The 19,080-nt window shown below is 43.0% G+C and carries 16 protein-coding genes; all 16 read right to left on the reverse strand.

The features are described from left to right. Positions 1–167 precede the first annotated feature (167 nt). On the reverse strand, positions 168–1,802 hold the full coding sequence (gene ftsZ / locus B0O44_RS12055; RefSeq protein ID WP_110830748.1) for a cell division protein FtsZ: 1,635 nt from the start codon (positions 1,800–1,802) through the stop codon (positions 168–170). Positions 1,803–1,931: 129 nt separating this feature from the next. Then, positions 1,932–3,293 carry a cell division protein FtsA gene (gene ftsA / locus B0O44_RS12060; protein WP_110830750.1) on the reverse strand — a complete coding sequence of 454 codons (1,362 nt, stop codon included), beginning with the start codon at positions 3,291–3,293 and terminating at the stop codon, positions 1,932–1,934. A gap of 30 nt (positions 3,294–3,323) precedes the next feature. Beyond that, the gene (locus B0O44_RS12065) at positions 3,324–4,361 is read right to left on the reverse strand and encodes a cell division protein FtsQ/DivIB (protein ID WP_110830753.1); all 1,038 of its coding nucleotides are present in this window, start codon (positions 4,359–4,361) and stop codon (positions 3,324–3,326) included. Continuing rightward, the gene (gene murC / locus B0O44_RS12070; protein WP_110830755.1) at positions 4,354–5,709 is read right to left on the reverse strand and encodes a UDP-N-acetylmuramate--L-alanine ligase; all 1,356 of its coding nucleotides are present in this window, start codon (positions 5,707–5,709) and stop codon (positions 4,354–4,356) included. The genes B0O44_RS12065 and murC overlap by 8 nt, the downstream gene beginning before the upstream one ends. 2 nt (positions 5,710–5,711) lie before the next feature. Continuing rightward, complete coding sequence (murG, locus tag B0O44_RS12075) at positions 5,712–6,821, reverse strand: undecaprenyldiphospho-muramoylpentapeptide beta-N-acetylglucosaminyltransferase (protein WP_110830756.1); 1,110 nt, start codon at positions 6,819–6,821, stop codon at positions 5,712–5,714. A 12-nt stretch (positions 6,822–6,833) separates the two neighbouring features. Next, complete coding sequence (locus B0O44_RS12080; RefSeq protein WP_110830758.1) at positions 6,834–8,027, reverse strand: FtsW/RodA/SpoVE family cell cycle protein; 1,194 nt, start codon at positions 8,025–8,027, stop codon at positions 6,834–6,836. A 3-nt stretch (positions 8,028–8,030) separates the two neighbouring features. Beyond that, a complete protein-coding gene (gene murD, locus B0O44_RS12085) occupies positions 8,031–9,374 on the reverse strand; it encodes a UDP-N-acetylmuramoyl-L-alanine--D-glutamate ligase (RefSeq protein WP_110830760.1) in 1,344 nt (447 codons plus the stop codon). Further along, positions 9,374–10,621: a phospho-N-acetylmuramoyl-pentapeptide-transferase gene (gene mraY, locus B0O44_RS12090; protein WP_110830762.1), complete on the reverse strand. Its 1,248-nt coding sequence runs from the start codon at positions 10,619–10,621 to the stop codon at positions 9,374–9,376. Before mraY ends, murD begins: the two co-directional genes overlap by 1 nt. After that, entirely contained in the window at positions 10,621–12,078 is a 1,458-nt protein-coding gene (locus B0O44_RS12095; protein ID WP_110830764.1) for a UDP-N-acetylmuramoyl-L-alanyl-D-glutamate--2,6-diaminopimelate ligase, read from the reverse strand. The genes mraY and B0O44_RS12095 overlap by 1 nt, the downstream gene beginning before the upstream one ends. Before the next feature lies 1 nt (position 12,079). Further along, the gene (locus B0O44_RS12100) at positions 12,080–14,176 is read right to left on the reverse strand and encodes a penicillin-binding protein (protein WP_110830766.1); all 2,097 of its coding nucleotides are present in this window, start codon (positions 14,174–14,176) and stop codon (positions 12,080–12,082) included. Then, positions 14,166–14,591, reverse strand: coding sequence for an FtsL-like putative cell division protein (locus B0O44_RS12105; protein WP_110830768.1), 426 nt, complete (start codon positions 14,589–14,591; stop codon positions 14,166–14,168). The genes B0O44_RS12100 and B0O44_RS12105 overlap by 11 nt, the downstream gene beginning before the upstream one ends. After that, positions 14,588–15,493, reverse strand: a complete 906-nt coding sequence (gene rsmH / locus B0O44_RS12110; RefSeq protein WP_110830770.1) for a 16S rRNA (cytosine(1402)-N(4))-methyltransferase RsmH — start codon at positions 15,491–15,493, stop codon at positions 14,588–14,590. Before rsmH ends, B0O44_RS12105 begins: the two co-directional genes overlap by 4 nt. Further along, positions 15,483–15,956: a division/cell wall cluster transcriptional repressor MraZ gene (gene mraZ / locus B0O44_RS12115; RefSeq protein ID WP_110830772.1), complete on the reverse strand. Its 474-nt coding sequence runs from the start codon at positions 15,954–15,956 to the stop codon at positions 15,483–15,485. Before mraZ ends, rsmH begins: the two co-directional genes overlap by 11 nt. 223 nt (positions 15,957–16,179) lie before the next feature. Continuing rightward, positions 16,180–17,373: a phosphoglycerate kinase gene (locus B0O44_RS12120; protein WP_110830774.1), complete on the reverse strand. Its 1,194-nt coding sequence runs from the start codon at positions 17,371–17,373 to the stop codon at positions 16,180–16,182. Between the two features lie 132 nt (positions 17,374–17,505). Next, positions 17,506–18,501 carry a type I glyceraldehyde-3-phosphate dehydrogenase gene (gene gap / locus B0O44_RS12125; RefSeq protein WP_110830776.1) on the reverse strand — a complete coding sequence of 332 codons (996 nt, stop codon included), beginning with the start codon at positions 18,499–18,501 and terminating at the stop codon, positions 17,506–17,508. Positions 18,502–18,661: 160 nt separating this feature from the next. Next, positions 18,662–18,967, reverse strand: a complete 306-nt coding sequence (gene trxA / locus B0O44_RS12130; RefSeq protein ID WP_110830778.1) for a thioredoxin — start codon at positions 18,965–18,967, stop codon at positions 18,662–18,664. Positions 18,968–19,080: the final 113 nt, after the last annotated feature.

Consider the following 19,080-nt stretch of genomic DNA (forward strand, 5'->3'; position numbering starts at 1 on the left):
TCTATATCTTATTAAGTTAAATACTGTTTTTTTTGCAAATTTAAGGTTTTAGGACGGAATTCCCTACAGGATGACCGAGCTTCGGCTGTTTCACCACTTAAACCCAATTTTATGAGAAAAGCCTTAACAGGTTTCTGTTAAGGCTTTTCATACTATGTCATTAGGCACTAGTCAACGTTATCGTGCAGAAAAGAGTTGTTAGGCCTGATCTCTGTTGTACCTTCTTCGTCATTACTTAACGTAAATCTGGAGATCTGCGATTCAGATGAATGTTGTACCTGTTGCAGCTGCATTTGTTTACGTTTATAGGCCGGTTCATTTTCCAGTTCCTGTAAACCATTGGTGGTGCGCAGTTTCATGCTCAGGTCTTTTAGCCTTAAAATCCTTTCTTTGGATTTTTTCAGCTGGTCTTCGATAGACTCATCGCTTTTATCGTCATCCAACCCGTTTACCTGAATGGGCTCTGGTTCTTCTGAAACAGGGGACCCAAAATTAGCCACTGGTGTTTCAAACACAAAATCAGTTTCTGCAAGTTTAATTTCAAACTCAAAGCCCGATTCCTGTTGTGTTTCGGCGACTGGTTTTTCTTCTTCTACCAAGGTATGACGGATCACCACATTTTCCGGCTCTTCAGTTCTCTTTGGTTTATTTCCATTAAAAAGATCACCAAAAAGATCTGACTGTTTGATTTCTTCTTTGGCTTTCATAACCGGTTCTCTGGAAACCACTTCGGCTTTTGGTTCAATGAAAGAGTTTACAGGTTCAACCGGCTTAATTAACGGCGCCTCTTCGGGTGTTAATAAAGAAATCTTTTTGACGTTCTTTTTATCGTGGGCCCTTTGTTCTGTCGTTTGGAAACCGGTCGCAATGATCGTAACCGATAACTTATCTTCCAGACTTTCATCGATACAGTTACCCCAGATCAGATCGGCCGAAAGACCAGCCTTATCCTGGATATAGTCTGTAATGATGGTCACCTCATCCATAGTCACCTCACGGATTCCCGAACTGATGTTCAGCAGGATATAACGGGCACCTTCAATTTCATTATCTTTCAATAGCGGAGAAGCCAGCGCGCCCTCCACTGCATTCAGGGCCCTGTTTTCCCCATCACAGGCAAAGCTACCCATAATACATACACCACTGTCTTTCATGACCGTGCGCACATCTTTAAAATCCACGTTGATGTATCCAGGTACGGTGATGATTTCTGCAATACCTTTGGCAGCTGTGGTTAAGATATCATCAGCCTGGGCAAATGCAGAACCTAGGGTAAGGTTTCCGAAAATTTCCCTCAGCCTGTCGTTCGAAATGACCAGATAAGAATCTACATATTTTTTCAGTTCATCCAGACCATCTTCAGCCTGCATCTTACGACGCTTACCTTCAAATGAGAATGGAGTTGTGATAATGGCAACGGTAAGGATGTCCAGTTCTTTGGCCGCCTGAGCTATAATCGGGCTTGCACCAGTACCTGTTCCACCACCCATTCCTGCTGTTATAAACAGCATTTTTGTTGTACTGCCCAACATCTGTTTGATGTCGTCAATATTTTCAATTGCCGAATTTTTCCCAACTTCCGGGATAGAGCCTGCGCCCATTCCTTCTGTTAAACTCGCTCCCAGTTGTACCTTATTTGGAATAGGGCTGAACTCCAGTGCCTGGGCATCCGTATTACAAATAATAAAGTCCACACCGGTAATTCCCTGACGGTACATATGGTTTACCGCATTACCACCACCGCCACCAACACCAATTACCTTGATGATTGATGACTTATCTTTTAACATTTCGAACTGCATATCTTTATGAATCAGTTATTTAAAAATTCGTTTTACCTGTTCATCTCTTCTTGTAATATTAACACTTTTTTAACAGGCGTTTTCCACAATTGTTAAGAATGTGGAAAAATCATGATTTGTGGAAAAATATTACGGTTTTATATAATCTTCGTCGCTTACGTTCATGTCGTCTTTGATGAAATCTTTGGTTTTTGCCAGTAATTTATCAAATAACCCACCCCCGCTTTTCTTCACTTTTTCTTTAACCGCCTGTTGTTTCTCCACATATACACCCGGCTGTTTCATTTCTTCGATCAGCTCTTCTGCTTTCTGAATTCCTTTAATCAGTAATCCCACACTTGTGGCATACATCGGGCTTTTCAGGTCGTCATAAATGGTCTTTGGCATATCATCATACTTAGACAAATGCTCATTCGGATAACCAACCCGGCAATCCAGACCAGTCACATATTCGACCAGTTGCGACAAGTGTTTCAGTAAGGCACCACCGCCAGTAATCACTACCCCGCCGATCAGTTTTTTCTCATAACCGGAGGATTTGATCTCATAATAGACATGCTCAATGATTTCTTCCATACGGGCCTGGATCACATAAGCTAAGTTTTTCACTGAAATCTCTTTGGGCTCCCTGCCACGCAGACCAGGCACACAAATGATTTCATTTTCTTTATTCTCTTCTGCCAGCGCAGAGCCAAACCTGGTTTTCAACAATTCAGCCTGGTTTCTCATTACAGAACAGCCTTCACGGATATCTTCTGTAACACTATTTCCGCCAAAAGGAATCACAGCCGTATGACGAATAATACCTTCATGGAAAATGGCAATATCCGTGGTACCACCACCAATATCCACCAGGGCAATCCCTGCTTCTTTTTCTTCATCGCTCAACACCGATTCTGAAGAAGCCAGGGGCTCTAAAATTAATTCCTGGGTTTGCAGACCAGCATTGGTCACACACCTCATAATATTTTTTACCGCCGTTACCTGTCCGGATATAATGTGAAAGTTCGCCTCCAAACGTACTCCCGCCATACCGATCGGATCTTTTACGCCCGGCTCATTATCAATCGTAAATTCCTGCGGCAATACATGGATGATTTCTTCTCCCGGGGGCATAACCAGTTTGAACATATCATCTATCAGTTTGTCGATGTCTTTTTTACCGATTTCATTATTTAATTCTCTTCTTGTCAGGATCCCGCGGTGCTGCAGACTTTTAATGTGCTGCCCCGCAATACCGACATTGACCACCCGGATTTCCACATTGGATTGCCCACTGGCCACTTCAACGGCTTGTGATATGCCCTGAACCGTCTTTTGGATGTTGGAGACTACACCCCTGGTTACTCCCGCAGATTCTGCTTTCCCTATACCGAGTACTTCAATTTTTCCGTGTTGTGTTCTGCGACCAACGATCACACAGATTTTCGTAGTTCCGATATCCAGACCTACTACTATTGGAGACTGCATGGTAGATTTTTCTTTGCCCATAACTATATTGTTGATTTGTTGAGTTTTCTGTTATTTGTTTTTCTTGGTATCTGTTTTAACTTTTTCTTTTGCTGCCGGTTTTGCTGTCGCCGTTGCAGGCTTTTTCTCGGGGACTGCGGGTTTCTTCTTTACTTCCGCAGGTTTCGGTTTTATTTCTGGTGTTACCTCGGTATCACTCATAATGTCTTTAATAATTTCATTTTTCACCATGGAATCAACTGCCTTGTTTCCTCCCGATATTCTCGGATCTTTAATGATCAGGGGCTTAAATGCATTTGCCTTTACAGAATCGGGCTTGGTCCTTTCACAAACCACCTGATTGGTGTATTTAATGTTTATTGTCTTATAGGTATCCCAGCCCACTTTTGGCATCGCCTCTTTATAAAATGCACGCAGGTTCCTCATTTTTACTTCCAGGGAATCTGCATCCCCTAAAATGATCCGCTGGTTGCCTAGTCTGGGAATCAGTTCTATATCTTTTTTATCGTTTACAAAAATTTGTTCTATCTGTGCATCCCAAAGGGTATCACTTTTCAGGAACAAAGCCGTTTTATACAAATCTGTTGCCAGTTTACTTTTTAAAGTATCCAGCTTACCTCCAAAATGCTCTCCGATGTTCCCATTGGCCACCAGCACATTTGCTGTAAAATTGGAAGAAACCGGCATCTTTAATCCATTGCGGTCTATATAGAAATCCTGGTTACTGGCATTGATCACCCTCAACACCGGCTGGCGTTGCTTAATTTCTATATGAATGACCCCATCCATATCTGCATAGATTTTAGCCAGGGCGATATAAGGATTGGCTTTTATTTTATCTTCAATCTGGTTCAGGTTGATCTGCTCCAGGTTCCGGCCAATTAAAGTCCCCTGACTTTGTTTTAAAATGGCATCGATCTCTTCCCGCTCAATAAAGTTATCTGCACCAGGAATCAGTATTTTAACATTGCTGCACTTTACAGTTTGTTTTTTTAAATCCACAAAACCCATAAGCACCACCAAGCCCGCCAGGCAAATGACCCAGGCAAAACTTTTAAATACCAATTTCCAGTTGATCCTTCTAAGCATGGTCCATTATATTTTTTAAAGGTTGAACCAAAGTATCAATATCTCCTGCGCCCACTGTCAGCAGCAGCTCGGGTTTATCGGTACGGATTTTTTCCAACGCCGCTTCTTTACCATACACAGCAGCCTGCTCCAATGTAATTTTATCCCGTAAAAACGGGGAATCTATCCCTTCCATAGGCAACTCCCGGGCCGGATAAATATCCAGCAACACAAGTTCGTCTACCGTACCCAATACTTCTGCAAATTCATCCGCAAAATCCCTGGTCCTACTAAACAAATGCGGCTGAAAAATAACCGTCAGTTTTTTATCCGGGTACAATTGTCTGACCGCATTAAAGCAGGCCCTCAATTCTTCGGGATGATGCGCATAGTCATCAATATAAATGTGCCTGTCGGTATGAACAATATATTCAAATCTTCTTTTAACGCCTTTAAAGCTGGCAATAGCGGCTTTAATTTTTTCTGCTGTTATGTCCAGTTTAAGGGCTACAGCGATTGCCGCCACTGCATTTTCCACGTTGTGCCGGCCCGGAAGCATCAGTTGCAAATCATTAATCTGTGTACCAGCCGAATGGTAATCAAATACAAAACTTGCTTTTTCTATACGGATGTTTTGTCCGCTGACATCTGCATATTTATCCAGACTGTAAGTGACCCCGTCACTGATGGGTAAGCCAGCCTTTACAAACAAGGTGCCTCCAGTTTTCAATTGTCCGGCAAACAAATGAAAAGATTCTTGCAAATGAGAGGAATCCCCATAAATATCCAGGTGGTCTGCATCCATGGAAGTAATAATGGCCATATCGGGATACAACGTTAAAAAGGACCTGTCGTATTCATCTGCTTCCACCACCACGACATCGTTGTTTCCAATTAAAAAATTACTGTTGTAATTGGTTGTAATTCCTCCCAAAAAAGCCGTACAGCCATATCCGCTATGAGTAAGGATGTGTGCGACAATAGAAGAGGTGGTGGTTTTGCCATGGGTTCCGGCAACAGCGATACAAAACTGCCCCTTGCTGATAATCCCCAATACTTCAGAACGTTTTCGGAGCGCAAAACCTCTTTGCTTAAAATAATTCAGGATCTGGGCATTTTTCGGAATAGCCGGGGTATAGACAATAAGGGTATCTTCATGTTTGTCCAGAAAACTAACCGGCAATACTGCATCATCATCCAGATAAGAAATCAGGATACCTTCGCGTTCCAAGGCTATGGTCAAATTGGTCCTGGTTTTATCGTAACCACAAACCAGACAGCCACGTTTAGCAAAATAACGGGCAAGCGCACTCATTCCGATCCCTCCGATCCCAATAAAATATACCCTTCTAATTGCTTCCAGTTCCATAATTAAATGCCCTTTGCTGCTAATTTTAATACTTCTGCCGCAATCAGGTCGTCTGCCTGCGGCAATCCCATAGCCCCTATATTGCGGGACAGGGATTCACATTTTTCTTTATCGCCCAACAGCCTTAATGTTTCGGCCACCAGGGTATCTTCCGCAGAACGGTCTGCGATCACAATAGCCGCCTGATGTTCTGCAAGCGCCATTGCATTTTTTGTCTGGTGGTCTTCTGCCACATTAGGCGAAGGCACCAGGATCACCGGCTTTTTGATCAGACAAAGCTCCGCGATCGTTCCTGCTCCTGCTCTTGAAATAATCACATCAGCAGCCGCATAAGCCAAATCCATTTTATTTAAAAATTCCAGGATGCGGACATTGGGATGGTAATTTTCCCCCAGACGTTCCATTACTCCCTTGTAATAATATTTTCCAGTCTGCCAGATCAGCTGTACATCTTCGCTGATGATTTCAGGCAAATGTTTTTCTATACTTTTATTTAACGTACCCGCTCCCAGGCTTCCACCTGTAAGCAAAATGGTTTTCTTTAAAGGATCGAGTTTCAACAATTCTGCACCTGCAAAATGTTTATTTTCAATTTCAACGACTTCTTTCCGTACCGGATTACCAGTTTTCAGAATTCTGTCTGCCGGAAAAAACTGCTCCATATGATCAAAGGCCACACAGATTTTTGATGCTTTTTTTCCAAGCCATTTATTGGTTATACCTGCATAGGAATTTTGTTCCTGAATCAGGTAAGGGATATTCTTCAAAGAGGCTGCATACAACAAAGGTCCTGAAGCATAACCACCTACCCCAACTACAGCATCTGGTTTAAAATCTGAAATGAGCTTTAAAGCTTTACGGACACTCCCGATCATTTTAAAGGGCAGTGCAAGATTTTTCAGAATAGAGCCCCGCTGGATCCCACTGATGTTGAGCCCCACAATTTTATAACCAGCCGCCGGAACCTTTTCCATTTCCATACGGCCTATCGCACCTACAAAAAGCAACTCGCAGGCCGGATCCATGCGTTTCAGCGCATTTGCAATAGCAATAGCAGGAAATATATGACCTCCTGTACCGCCTCCTGAAATTATGATCCTTGCTCCTTTCATTTCCTTTTTATATTACATTGCAGGGATTTCACCTACAACAATTTTATTACTGCTATGTCCTTCAATATCCTTGCCTTTTTTGGCGTTTTCCTCAATATCTTTGCTCACACTTAAAATAATCCCAAAAGCAATACTGGTAAAAATCATAGAGGTTCCTCCCATACTGACCAGAGGAAGTGGAACACCCGTTACCGGCCCCAAACCAACTGCCACGGCCATGTTCGCAAAAGCCTGTATGGTTAAACTGAAACTCAGTCCAGCTGCCAGTAAAGCCCCAAAAGCCTTGGGGCTCTGGGTGACAATACGGATACACCGGTAGAGCAGCACCAGATACAAGACCACGATAATCATTGCCCCAAACAAACCATACTCCTCTACAATAATGGCAAAAATAAAATCCGAGTATGGGTGAGGCAGGAAATTCCTTTGGGTACTGTTGCCCGGCCCCTTGCCAAAAAGTCCACCCGAGGCGAGGGCAATTTTTGCCTGATCGGCCTGATATGTTTTATCCGCATGCTGCAGTTCAGGATGCAGATAGGCATTGATCCTGGATTTATAGGTTTCCCTTCTGGGTCCTAAAAAACCGACCAGCAACAGCAGCACAAAACCACCTGCGCAAACAATGGAAATTTGTTTAATACTGATCCTGCCAATGATCAGCAGTAAAATACTTACACCAAAAAGCATTAATGCTGTAGACATGTTTGCCAGGGCAATCAACACGAAAACCACACAAACTGATGCCATAATAGGTATAAAAGCTTTTTTTACATCTTTAATATTTTCTTGTTTTTTGGTCAGTGTACGGGCCAGAAAGGTAATCAATGCCAGTTTAGCCAAATCGGAGGTCTGGAAGGTTAAACCGATAATAGGAATTTTTACCCAGCGGGAGGCATCGTTCAGGTTTGTACCAAAAATTAGCGTATACACCAGCAGCGGAATGGTCACAATCATCAGGACCTTAGAAATGCCGGCATAATATTTATAGTCCAGTAAATGCGCAATATAGATCATACCAATCCCCATGACCACAAAAATCAGGTGTTTTGTGAGCAGCAGTTTTTCTACCGTTTTACCTTGTTTATAGGCCAACGTACCAGTGGCACTATATACGGCAAGGATAGAAATCAGGGACAACAGAATAATGATCAGCCAGATCCATCTGTCCCCCCGGGTTTTTTCTAAAAGTGCATGAACAGCAGTCATCTTTTATAATTCTTTTACAGCCATTTTAAACTGGTTGCCACGGTCTTCATAGTTTTTAAACAAATCAAAACTTGCGCAGGCCGGTGACAACAATACGGTATCTCCTTTTTTAGCCAGGTGATAAGCCACCTGTACAGCTTCATGCGCGGAGAAGGTATTTACAATCACCTCAACATCGTGCTCAAAGGCTTCATGGATGCGCTTGTTGTTCTTCCCAAGACAAACAATGGCCTTTACTTTTTCCTTCACCAAATCCCTGAGCATATCGTAGTCATTTCCTTTATCCACACCCCCCATAATCAGGATCACCTCGGTATTTACACTTTCAAGGGCATACCAGGTGGAATTCACATTTGTAGCTTTGGAATCGTTGATGTACTCGACACCAGAAATCCTCGCCACGTGCTCTAACCTGTGCTCAATATTTTTAATGTCTCCCATACTTTCACGTATGGTTGCATTTCTGATATCCAAAACTTTGGCAACGATGCCTGAGGCCATAGAGTTATAGATATTGTGCTTGCCTTGTAAGGCTAATTCTGAAATAGACATGGTTAGTTGATCCTCTTGGTTTATGTTGATGTGTATGTTGTTCCCTTCCAGGTAAGCGCCTTCTTCTATTTTTTTTCGGATAGAAAAAGGATATCTCCGGGATTGTATTTTTGTATGTTTCATGGCCTTGGCTGTTTCTTCATCATCTGCACAATAAATGAAACAATCTTCCGGTCCCTGGTTACGGGTAATTCTCATTTTTGAAGCCGCGTAATTGGCCAGTTTATACTCATAACGGTCCAGGTGGTCCGGAGTGATATTGAGTAAAACCGCAACATCTGCTTTAAAATCGTACATATCGTCCAGCATGAAACTGGATATTTCCAGTACATACCAGTCAAACTCTTCGGTCGCCACCTGCAAGGCAAAGCTGTTTCCGATGTTGCCCGCCAGCCCCACATTCAGCCCTGCTTTTTTCAGGATGTGATAGGTAAGCATAGTGGTGGTGGTTTTACCATTTGAACCGGTAATACATACTGTTTTTGCATGGGTATAGCGTTTGGCAAATTCAATTTCAGAAATCACCGCTATACCTTTGGCTTTCAGCTGCTTTACAATCGGCACGGTATCGGGAATCCCCGGACTTTTAATCACCTCTGAAGCATTGAGTATCAACGTTGGGCTATGTTGTTTTTCTTCAAAAGAAAGCCCTTTTTCTACCAAAACCGCTTTGTAACGTTCTGCAATCGGACCAAAATCCGACACAAAAACATCAAAGCCCTGCTTCTGTGCCAGTATAGCCGCACCTACGCCGCTTTCTCCTGCTCCTAATATGACGATCCTACCCTTTTCCATTATCTTACTTTTAAGGTTACAATGGTAATGATGGCCAGCAAAATGCTGATGATCCAGAAACGGGTTACAATTTTAGCTTCATGGTAACCTTTCTTTTGATAATGGTGGTGCAAAGGAGACATCAAAAAGACCCTTCTTCCTTCACCAAAACGCTTTTTGGTATATTTAAAATAACTGACCTGGATCATTACAGAAAGGATCTCGATCAGGAACACGCCGCATAAAACAGGAATGAGCCATTCTTTACGGATCATAATGGCAAAAGCAGCAATAATACCTCCAATAGCAAGACTTCCGGTATCACCCATAAAAACCTGGGCCGGATAAGAATTGTACCAGAGAAACCCTACACAGGCCCCCACAAAAGCTCCTGCAAAAATCATGAGCTCTCCCGAGTTGGGGATATACATAATGTTGAGGTAATCTGCGATCACCGTATTACCGGAAACATAGGCCAGCAGACCAAGGGTAATCCCAATAATGGCCGATGTCCCTGTGGCAAGCCCATCAATTCCATCGGTAATATTTGCTCCGTTGGAAACACCTGTAATGATAATTACTGTAAACAACAGGAAAACCACCAGGGCATATTTCTCATAATCACCACCCAGGAATTTCAGGACTTTGGCATAATCAAACTCATTCTTTTTGTAAAAAGGAACATTTGTTTTGGTCGATTTTACATCCTGTGTATAATAATAATTACCTCCTTTTTCCCTGAGGATAATCGGAGCCGCTGAGCTCGTTTTCTGTGTTTCAGGAACCGTTTGTCGAACCACAATGTTCGGGTTGAAATACATGGTATAACCAATGATCAGCCCAAGACCAACCTGCCCTACAATTTTAAAACGTCCGGCAAGGCCCTCTTTATTCTTTTTAAATACTTTAATGTAATCGTCCAGAAAACCGACAGCCCCCATCCATACCGTTGTAACAATCATTAAAATAACATACACATTGGTCAGATTGGCCAGCAACAGCGTAGGCACCAGAATACCCAATAAAATGATCAGTCCACCCATGGTCGGGGTACCCTGTTTCTGCATTTGTCCTTCCAGACCTAAATTCCGTACGGTTTCGCCCACCTGCTTTTTCTGCAGGTAATTGATCAGTCTGCGGCCGTATACGGTCGTGATGATCAGGGAAATGATAATCGCCAAAGAAGTCCTGAAAGTGATGTACTGAAACAACCTTAATCCTGGGATATCGTAATGCTGACGCAAATATTCTGAGAGATGATATAACATTAGCTGATGAGGTTTAGTTGTTCCAATAATATTTCCTTATCGTCAAAATGATGTCTCACACCATTAATTTCCTGATATTTTTCGTGTCCCTTTCCGGCCACCAGAATGATATCTCCGGGTCTAGCCAAATGACAAGCTGTTTTGATGGCTTCTTTTCTGTCCAGAATGCTCATGGTTTTACGCTTATTGGAAGGTGAAACGCCGGCCTCCATATCTTCAACTATGGATGCAGGATCTTCTGTCCTGGGGTTATCCGAAGTCAGGATCACTTTATCGCTCCAGTCACAGGCCACCTGTGCCATGACCGGACGTTTGGTTTTATCCCTGTCCCCTCCACAGCCAATTACCGTAATGACCTGCTCTGTCCCTTTACGAATGTCCTGAATGGTACTCAATACATTCTGAACCGCATCAGGAGTATGGGCATAATCTACAATTCCAATAATGTTTTTTTCGTTGTTCACATAATCAAACCTGCCTTCTGCTCCGCTTAGGTTACTGAGCAGGGTCAGCACGTTAAATTTATCTTGTCCAAGCAGCACCGCACTGCCATATACCGCAAGCAGGTTATAGGCATTAAAAGAACCGACCAGCTTAAAGAAAACATCTACATGGTCAATGTCCAGGTTCAACCCGCTGAATTTATTTTCAATAATTTTTGCTTTAAAATCGGCCAGCTGCTTTAAAGCATATGTTTTCTTTAAAGCTTTGGTATTCTGAAGCATCACCATTCCGTTTTTATCATCGGCATTGGTCAGGGCAAAAGCTGATTTTGGCAAACCATCAAAAAAGGCTTTTTTAGCTTTGAGGTAATTGTCAAAGGTTTTATGAAAATCCAGGTGGTCATGGGTAATGTTCGAGAAAATGCCTCCTGTAAAATGAAGCCCCTCAATCCGGTGCTGTACGACTGCGTGAGAGCTCACCTCCATAAAACAATAGGTACAACCTTCGCTCAGCATCTGCTGCAGCAATTGATTTAAAGCGATGGGATCCGGCGTGGTATGCGTTGCCGGAATAATGACATCATCAATCTGGTTTTGTACGGTAGAAATCAGGCCTACATGATGCCCCAATGCCCTGAACAATTTAAAGAGCAAAGTTGCAATGGTCGTTTTACCATTTGTACCGGTTACCCCTACGAGCTTTAATTTAAGGGAAGGATGGTCATAAAAATTTCCTGCCATTTTTCCCAGCGCCACATGAGCGTCCTCTACCTGTATATAGGTAACCCCTTCTTTAAATTCAGCAGGCATCTGCTCACAAATAACCACCACAGCACCTGCGGCAATGGTTTGATCTATATAAGCATGTCCATCGGACAAACTTCCTTTAATTGCAAAGAAAACAGCATCCTCACTTACCTTACGCGAATCAAAAGTCAGGGCAGCCACCACCTTATTGGTCGTACCCACCAGCTCTTTTATCGCGACTCCATATAATACATCCTGCAACTGCATATTATTTCAATTCTAATTGAACCAACAATCCTTTTCCTATTTTACTTCCAGGGGCTATGGACTGGCTGATCACCTTACCACTTCCCTTTACCTGTGCTTTTAAACCTGCGTTTCCGACCAGATATAAAGCATCTTTCAGGCCCATCCCGCTCACATCGGGCATGGCACCTTTAATGGAATTATACTCCTGATAAACAATGCCATTGCTGGTATCCACACTGTTTACATAATCTGACTTTGCCGCATAAAGGGCCTTAATGCCAAAAGCATTATATACTTTTTTCAAATCCTTGGTCTGCCCTGCTTTTGCTTCAGGCGCTTTGGTATTTCCAACCAGGTGATCGCCCACTTCACTAAACATCCCCATATCACTGGCGTAAATGCGATCGGCAATCTCTTTAAAAGGAGGACCCGCAACAGCCGCGGCATAATAAGAACCTTTAGGATCATTGATCACCACAATCAGGGAATATTTAGGATTATCGGCCGGAAAGTAACCACAAAAAGAACTCTGATATTGTTTTTTAGCCTTATAACCTTTATTTCCATCAGCAACCTGCGCGGTACCGGTTTTACCTGCTACTTTATAAAATTTAGAAGCCACCACTTTACCTGTTCCTATGGCCACGGTACTTTCCAAAAGGGCCTGCATTTTTTTAAGGGTCACATCCGAACAGATTTTTTCATTCACCACTCTTGCCTTAAACTGCTCGACAGGATTGCCCAGCCTGCGAATCTCTTTTACAAAAATCGGCGCCACATACTTTCCATTATTGGCCACTGCGTTGTAAAACGAAAGCATTTTTAAAGGAGTCAATTGCATTTCATATCCATAAGCCATCTGTGGCAGGGTCATGTTTTTGTTCCAGCTTCTGTTTTTTGGTGTTTTCACCACAGGCTGCGCTTCTCCGGGAATCTGTAAGCCCAATTTCTCATTCAAATGCCAGCTGTACAAATGATCGGTAAACCTGGACTGTTCATTCCGGTAATGGGTATCTACCAATTGGGCAACTGCCGAATTGGAGCTCTGTTCAAAAGCCTTTTTAACCGTGACCACACCAATGCTACCATGAGAGTCTTTGATCAGGTGACCTGGAATTTTATAGTTTCCGGTAGCCACAAGCGTATTGGTGTCGACCATTTTATCTTCCAGCAAAGCCATGTAAGAAGCCAGTTTAAAAGTAGAGCCAGGGTCCTGATTTCCGGCAATTGCATAATTAAACAACTCTTTATAAACCCCTTTGGATACCCGGGTAAAGTTGGCCACCGCCCTTACTTCTCCGGTAGCCACTTCCATCAGAATCACTGCACCATGATCTGCATCACTTATAATCAATTGTTTTTCCAGCGCACTCTGCGCAAGATCCTGCATATTGATGTCGATGGTGGAAATAATATCAGCACCTTCTTTCGGTGCAATTTCTGCTTCCTCATTAACCGGCATCCAAACCCCGCCCGCAATACGCTGCACCAGTCTTTTACCAATTTCACCGTTAATGTAACTGCCATAAGCACCCTCAAGCCCTACCGCATTGGATACATTTTCATTTCTATAACCAATGGTTCTTGCTGCCAGAGACTGGAAAGGCAGGATCCTTTTGTTTTGCTGAATGGCAATCAGGCCACCACTGTATTTACCAATATTAAATAATGGAAATTTCCGGATCTCTTTGAGATCCTGATAATTTACTTTTCTTTTGATCAGCAGGTAACGCACACTGTCCTGACGCGCAGAACGCAGGTAACGGGAATATTCTTTTGGTGTTTTGTCTTTAAAAAACTGAGACAAACGCAAAGCAAGGGAATCTACTTTCGCATTAAAAATATCTTTATCTTCTATACCGCCCGCATAAAGATCCATCCGCAGCTCGTATTCAGGCACCGAAGTGGCCAGCAAGCTTCCATCATTAGAATAAATATTTCCACGGGCAGCTTCTATATTGACATACTTTGTAGAGAGACTATCGGCCATGGCACGCCATTTATGTCCCTCTACAAACTGTACATCGCATAACCTGACCAGTACTGCCACGGCAAACAGTACAATCAGGCCAAAAGCCAGATAAACACGCAGTAATATGTTCGCTCTAATGTTCATCGTTACCTACTACTATTTTCTTAGGTGGTTCTGTCAATTCTTTTATTCCCAGGGTATCAACTTTTCTGGCAACCTCTGTTAGCTTACTTTTAAACATCAGTTCGGCCTTCAAAGACTTATACTCCCAGCTCTGTTCTTTTACTTCTTTATTTAATTTATCTATACTCCTGATGTTCTTCACCGCCATATGACTGTTGGCAATGTAAAGCATACACAAAAAGGATATAAACAACAAAAACGGCAACATCTCCGTTGCAGCTTCCTTCGTCACTACGCCCTCTGTGAAGAGCTTTTTTAAAAAGACCCGGCCACTGTCTGATTCCTCGGCAGCCTTCTCTTTTTTAACCTTCAGCACTGGTTCTTCCAACTCTTCAGGCTCCTGCTCCTCTTCTATATGTTCTCTGAACCGGTTCATATTCTCTCCCCAATTCTTAGTTTAGCACTTCTTGATCTGCTGTTCCGTTCCAGCTCCTGCTGATCGGCCACCACGGCTTTTCTGGTAATTGCCCGAAAAGGTTTTTGCTCATTCCCATAAAAGTCCTTTTCTACCTCTCCCCTGAATTTACCTTTGGCAATAAAATTCTTCACTGGCCTGTCCTCCAGGGAATGGTAAGACATCACCACCAGCCGCCCACCCGGGTTCAGCACCTCTGCTGTTTGCTCCAAAAAACTTTCCAGCACCCTGATCTCTGCATTCACTTCAATCCGTAAAGCCTGAAAAACCTGGGCCATATATTTATTTTCCTTGCCTCTTGGAATGTGCGCAGCAATCACCCTTTTAAAATCTTCGAGAGTTTGCAAGGACCCCGAAACACGGGATGCAACTACTGTTGCCGCAAGGGATTTCGCATTCTTTACCTCCCCATAAATCCCAAAAATTTTATGCAACTCTTCCTCAGAATACGTATTCAGTACGCCGGCCGCAGTCAGCTCACTTTGCTTGTCCATACGCATATCCAGCGCCGCATCAAAGCGTGTAGAAAAACCTCTTTCGGGTTCATTAAACTGATGAGAGGAAACACCCAGATCTGCCAGTATCCCATCCACCTTCCTGTAACCCAGCAACCTTAAATTATTTTTAAGAAAAGCAAAATTCTGGTCTACAAACCGAAACCTTGGATCCTCAATTTTATTGCGCTGTGCATCCGGATCCTGATCAAAAGCAATCAACACGCCCTGTTTACCCAATTTTTTCAGGATTTCCCGGGAATGACCGCCGCCACCAAAAGTAACATCCACATAAACCCCCTCAGGCTTTATATTCAGACCCTCCACACAAGCATCCAGCATCACCGGAACATGATAATTATTTTCCATCTTCCCCCCTGTTTTTATTACCCATTACTTCTTCGGCCAGCATCGCAAAGTCTTCCGGCTCCTGATCAAACAGCGCCTCATAAGCCGATTTAGACCAGACCTCGATTTTATCAAACTGACAAGCCAACACCAGTTCGGTATTGATAGAAATCCCTACAGACTCCAAAAGGGACTTCGGCAGATTTACCCTCCCTGTTGCATCCAGTGTCAATTCTGTTGCCCCTCTGGTAAAATAACGGATAAACTCCCTTGTCTTTTTTTCATAAGGGTTCAGCTTACTCAAATCTTCCACAATTCCTTCCCACACTTTTTTCGGATAGATCACCAGGTGTTTCTCAAAACCCCTGTTGATCACCAAACCCTCCTGCTCAACATTAGGCAATTGTTTTTTTAGACTCGAAGGGACCATCAAGCGGCCTTTCGCGTCTAACTTACAATCAAATTCTCCTAACAATTGAACCATATTACTATGTACACTTTTTATGTAGTGTAAAAATAGGTACTTCTACCACTTTTTACCACATTCTACCACAAAAAGTTTTCAACATTGGTGTTTTTTACCAAAATCTTCCATTTTACCCCACTCAGGCCGTGGTAGAAAGTGGTAAAAAGAAACAGGCCCTTCGGATAATCCGAAGGGCCTGCCTTAAAATATAACTCTTAATTTAGTTATTTAACCTATAAGACTAGGAATTAATCGCCTTAACACCAGGCAATTCCTTTCCTTCCATATATTCGAGTAATGCACCACCGCCTGTAGACACATAACTCACCTGATCTTCCAGATTGAATTTGGCAATTGCAGCAGCAGAATCGCCACCCCCAATCAGGGAAAAAGCACCGTTATTTTGTGTCGCAGCAACAACCGCATCTGCAACAGCACGGGTTCCGTGTGCAAAATTATCCATTTCAAAAACGCCCATCGGGCCATTCCACAATAAGGTCTTGGATTTTTCGATAATCCCCGAAAACAAAGCAATGGTCTTAGGACCAATATCCAGGCCCATCCATTCGGCCGGTATTTTGCCTGTATCTACATCTTTTTTGGCTGCTTCATTGTCAAATTTATCAGCAATCACCGTATCAACCGGCAAAACCAGGTTCACCCCTTTAGCTTTTGCTTTTTCCAGCAATTCCAAACAAAGTTCCATACGGTCTGCCTCCAGCAAGGAAGTACCAATTTCGCCTCCCTGTGCTTTTGCAAAAGTATAAGCCATCCCACCACCAATAATCAGGTTATCGACCTTATCAAGCAGGCTTTCAATCAGTAAAATTTTATCTGAAACCTTTGCTCCGCCCATAATGGCTGTAAAAGGTTTCACCGCACCATGGTTTACTTTTTCTGCGTTTTTTAACTCTTCGGCCATCAGGTAACCAAAGTACTTCGCCTCCGGAAAAAACTCGGCAATAATCGCTGTTGAAGCGTGTGCACGGTGTGCTGTACCAAAAGCATCATTTACATAAACATCCCCCAACGCAGCCAGTTTTTCGGCAAAAGCGCGGTCACCTTTTTCTTCTTCTTTATAAAAACGAAGGTTCTCCAGCAACAGCACTTGTCCTGGCTCCAGGTTTTTTGATTTTTCTACTGCAGACGCTCCGATGCAGTCATCGGCAAATTTTACTTCCAAATCCAGCATTCTGGACAGGTCGCCCAAAATATGTTTTAAAGAATATTTGTTTTCAGGTCCGTCTTTAGGCCTTCCCAAATGCGACATCAGAATCACAGCCCCCCCATCATTCAGAATTTTATTAATGGTTGGTAATGCAGCGCGCATCCTTTTGTCATCGGTAATGTTAAAATCTTTATCCAAAGGCACATTAAAATCCACCCGGACAAGCGCTTTTTTATCCTTAAAATTGCATTGGTCAATCGTTTTCATCTGTTTATTTTTAGAGTTGTTTCAGCAGAAATCAGTTCAAAATTTTGTTTTCATCAACACCCACAGCAGTGCTGCGTGCATTGCACCAAATATAAGAAGCATTCTTTGCGCTTGGCTCAACTATTACAAAATTTAATCGTATTGTGCTGAAATCTTCACAATCAGGTCCACCAGTCTTGCAGAATAACCAGACTCGTTGTCGTACCAGCCCACCACTTTCACCAGATCACCAACAATAGAGGTCAGCTGTGCATCAAAAATGCAGGAATGCGGGTTATCCAGAATATCCACTGAAACAATGGGGTCCTCCGTATATTCCAGAACAGTGCTCATTTCATTGGAGGCTACTTTTTTAAAGGCCGCATTAATTTCTTCTATGGTTGCCTCCTTTTTGAGCAAGCAGGTAAAATCGGTTAAAGAACCGTTTAGTACCGGAACCCGGATACCTGCACCGCCCAGCTTACCTTCAAGGTGCGGAAAAACATGAGTGATGGCTTTAGCTGCGCCTGTTGTTGTGGGTATAATGGAGGCCGAGGCTGCCCTTGCCCTTCTCAGGTCTTTATGTGGCGCATCATGTAAATTCTGATCACCAGTCATGGAATGTACCGTGGTAATATAACCTTCTACAATCCCCCAGTTGTCATCCAGGACTTTGAGCATTGGCGCCACGTTATTGGTTGTACAGGATGCATTGGATAAAACCGGTGACTTCAGGTCTATTTCCCCATCATTTACCCCCAGGATCACCATCGGGATGTCTTTATCACTGGCAGGCGCGGAAATCAGCACCTGTTTAGCACCGGCCGCCAAATGCAGGGAAGCCGCTGCCCTGGAGGTATGCTTGCCTGTTGACTCTACCACAACATCAATATTCAATGAAGCCCAGGGAAGTTCCGACGCATTTGGATTGGAATAAACCAGAATTCTTTTTCCATTAATAATTAAAGCATCCTCTTCAAAAGAAACACTACCCTTAAATCCTCTGTGAACAGTATCGTACTTAAACAGATGGGCCAGTGTTGCCGGACTGGCCAGGTCATTGATCGCTACAACGTCAATTCCTTTTTCCAGGGCCCCGCGTAAAAAGATACGACCGATCCTGCCAAAACCATTAATTGCTAGTTTCATTCTATTTTGCTTGTTTAACGCCCTAAAAAAAGCTTCATATTTTATACGGAAGCCTGTCTTAAGGTTTTTAGTCCTGGCGCAAAAGTACCTATATTATACGTAGCAGAGGGAACTATTTGGAATTATAAATCCCTCGGGTGGAGTAGTTTTTACATTGATTTTACACCTTTTCCAGCTGGGCTTCTATCAGGCCCTTTAACTGGCCCGCCTGCACCACACCAGACTTTCTCCATTTGACCTCTCCTTTCTTAAAAAGGATCAAGGTTGGAACACTCTGAATCTGATAGGCTCTTGCCACAGCAGGGTTTTTATCAATATCTACTTTTAATATGGTGGCCTGTTCACCGATCATCGCTTTTAACTGTTCGAGTATGGGCGCCATCATTTTACATGGACCACACCATTCTGCTGAGAAATCGACCAATACCGGTTTTGCTGATTGTATATGTTCTGAAAAAGTTGCCATTTTTTTTTCTATTTAATGCTATCCTTAGCAACAACAAATTTGGGTATTCTGTTTTAAAACACAGAATTGCTTTAGCCCCGGCGCTTTTAATTTAAAACCGTAGTTTTGTAGAT

The organism is Pedobacter nutrimenti (assembly GCF_003208655.1).
In the GTDB taxonomy this organism is placed as follows: domain Bacteria; phylum Bacteroidota; class Bacteroidia; order Sphingobacteriales; family Sphingobacteriaceae; genus Pedobacter; species Pedobacter nutrimenti.

Coding starts and splice junctions, on each gene's coding strand:
- B0O44_RS12105 (WP_110830768.1), bottom strand. CDS start 14,591: ATGAACCGGTTCAGAGAACATATAGAAGAGGAGCAGGAGCCTGAAGAG.
- B0O44_RS12065 (WP_110830753.1), bottom strand. CDS start 4,361: ATGCTTAGAAGGATCAACTGGAAATTGGTATTTAAAAGTTTTGCCTGG.
- mraZ (WP_110830772.1), bottom strand. CDS start 15,956: ATGGTTCAATTGTTAGGAGAATTTGATTGTAAGTTAGACGCGAAAGGC.
- murD (WP_110830760.1), bottom strand. CDS start 9,374: ATGGAAAAGGGTAGGATCGTCATATTAGGAGCAGGAGAAAGCGGCGTA.
- B0O44_RS12120 (WP_110830774.1), bottom strand. CDS start 17,373: ATGAAAACGATTGACCAATGCAATTTTAAGGATAAAAAAGCGCTTGTC.
- murC (WP_110830755.1), bottom strand. CDS start 5,709: ATGGAACTGGAAGCAATTAGAAGGGTATATTTTATTGGGATCGGAGGG.
- murG (WP_110830756.1), bottom strand. CDS start 6,821: ATGAAAGGAGCAAGGATCATAATTTCAGGAGGCGGTACAGGAGGTCAT.
- ftsA (WP_110830750.1), bottom strand. CDS start 3,293: ATGGGCAAAGAAAAATCTACCATGCAGTCTCCAATAGTAGTAGGTCTG.
- ftsZ (WP_110830748.1), bottom strand. CDS start 1,802: ATGCAGTTCGAAATGTTAAAAGATAAGTCATCAATCATCAAGGTAATT.
- B0O44_RS12080 (WP_110830758.1), bottom strand. CDS start 8,027: ATGACTGCTGTTCATGCACTTTTAGAAAAAACCCGGGGGGACAGATGG.
- mraY (WP_110830762.1), bottom strand. CDS start 10,621: ATGTTATATCATCTCTCAGAATATTTGCGTCAGCATTACGATATCCCA.
- rsmH (WP_110830770.1), bottom strand. CDS start 15,493: ATGGAAAATAATTATCATGTTCCGGTGATGCTGGATGCTTGTGTGGAG.
- trxA (WP_110830778.1), bottom strand. CDS start 18,967: ATGGCAACTTTTTCAGAACATATACAATCAGCAAAACCGGTATTGGTC.
- B0O44_RS12100 (WP_110830766.1), bottom strand. CDS start 14,176: ATGAACATTAGAGCGAACATATTACTGCGTGTTTATCTGGCTTTTGGC.
- gap (WP_110830776.1), bottom strand. CDS start 18,501: ATGAAACTAGCAATTAATGGTTTTGGCAGGATCGGTCGTATCTTTTTA.
- B0O44_RS12095 (WP_110830764.1), bottom strand. CDS start 12,078: ATGCAGTTGCAGGATGTATTATATGGAGTCGCGATAAAAGAGCTGGTG.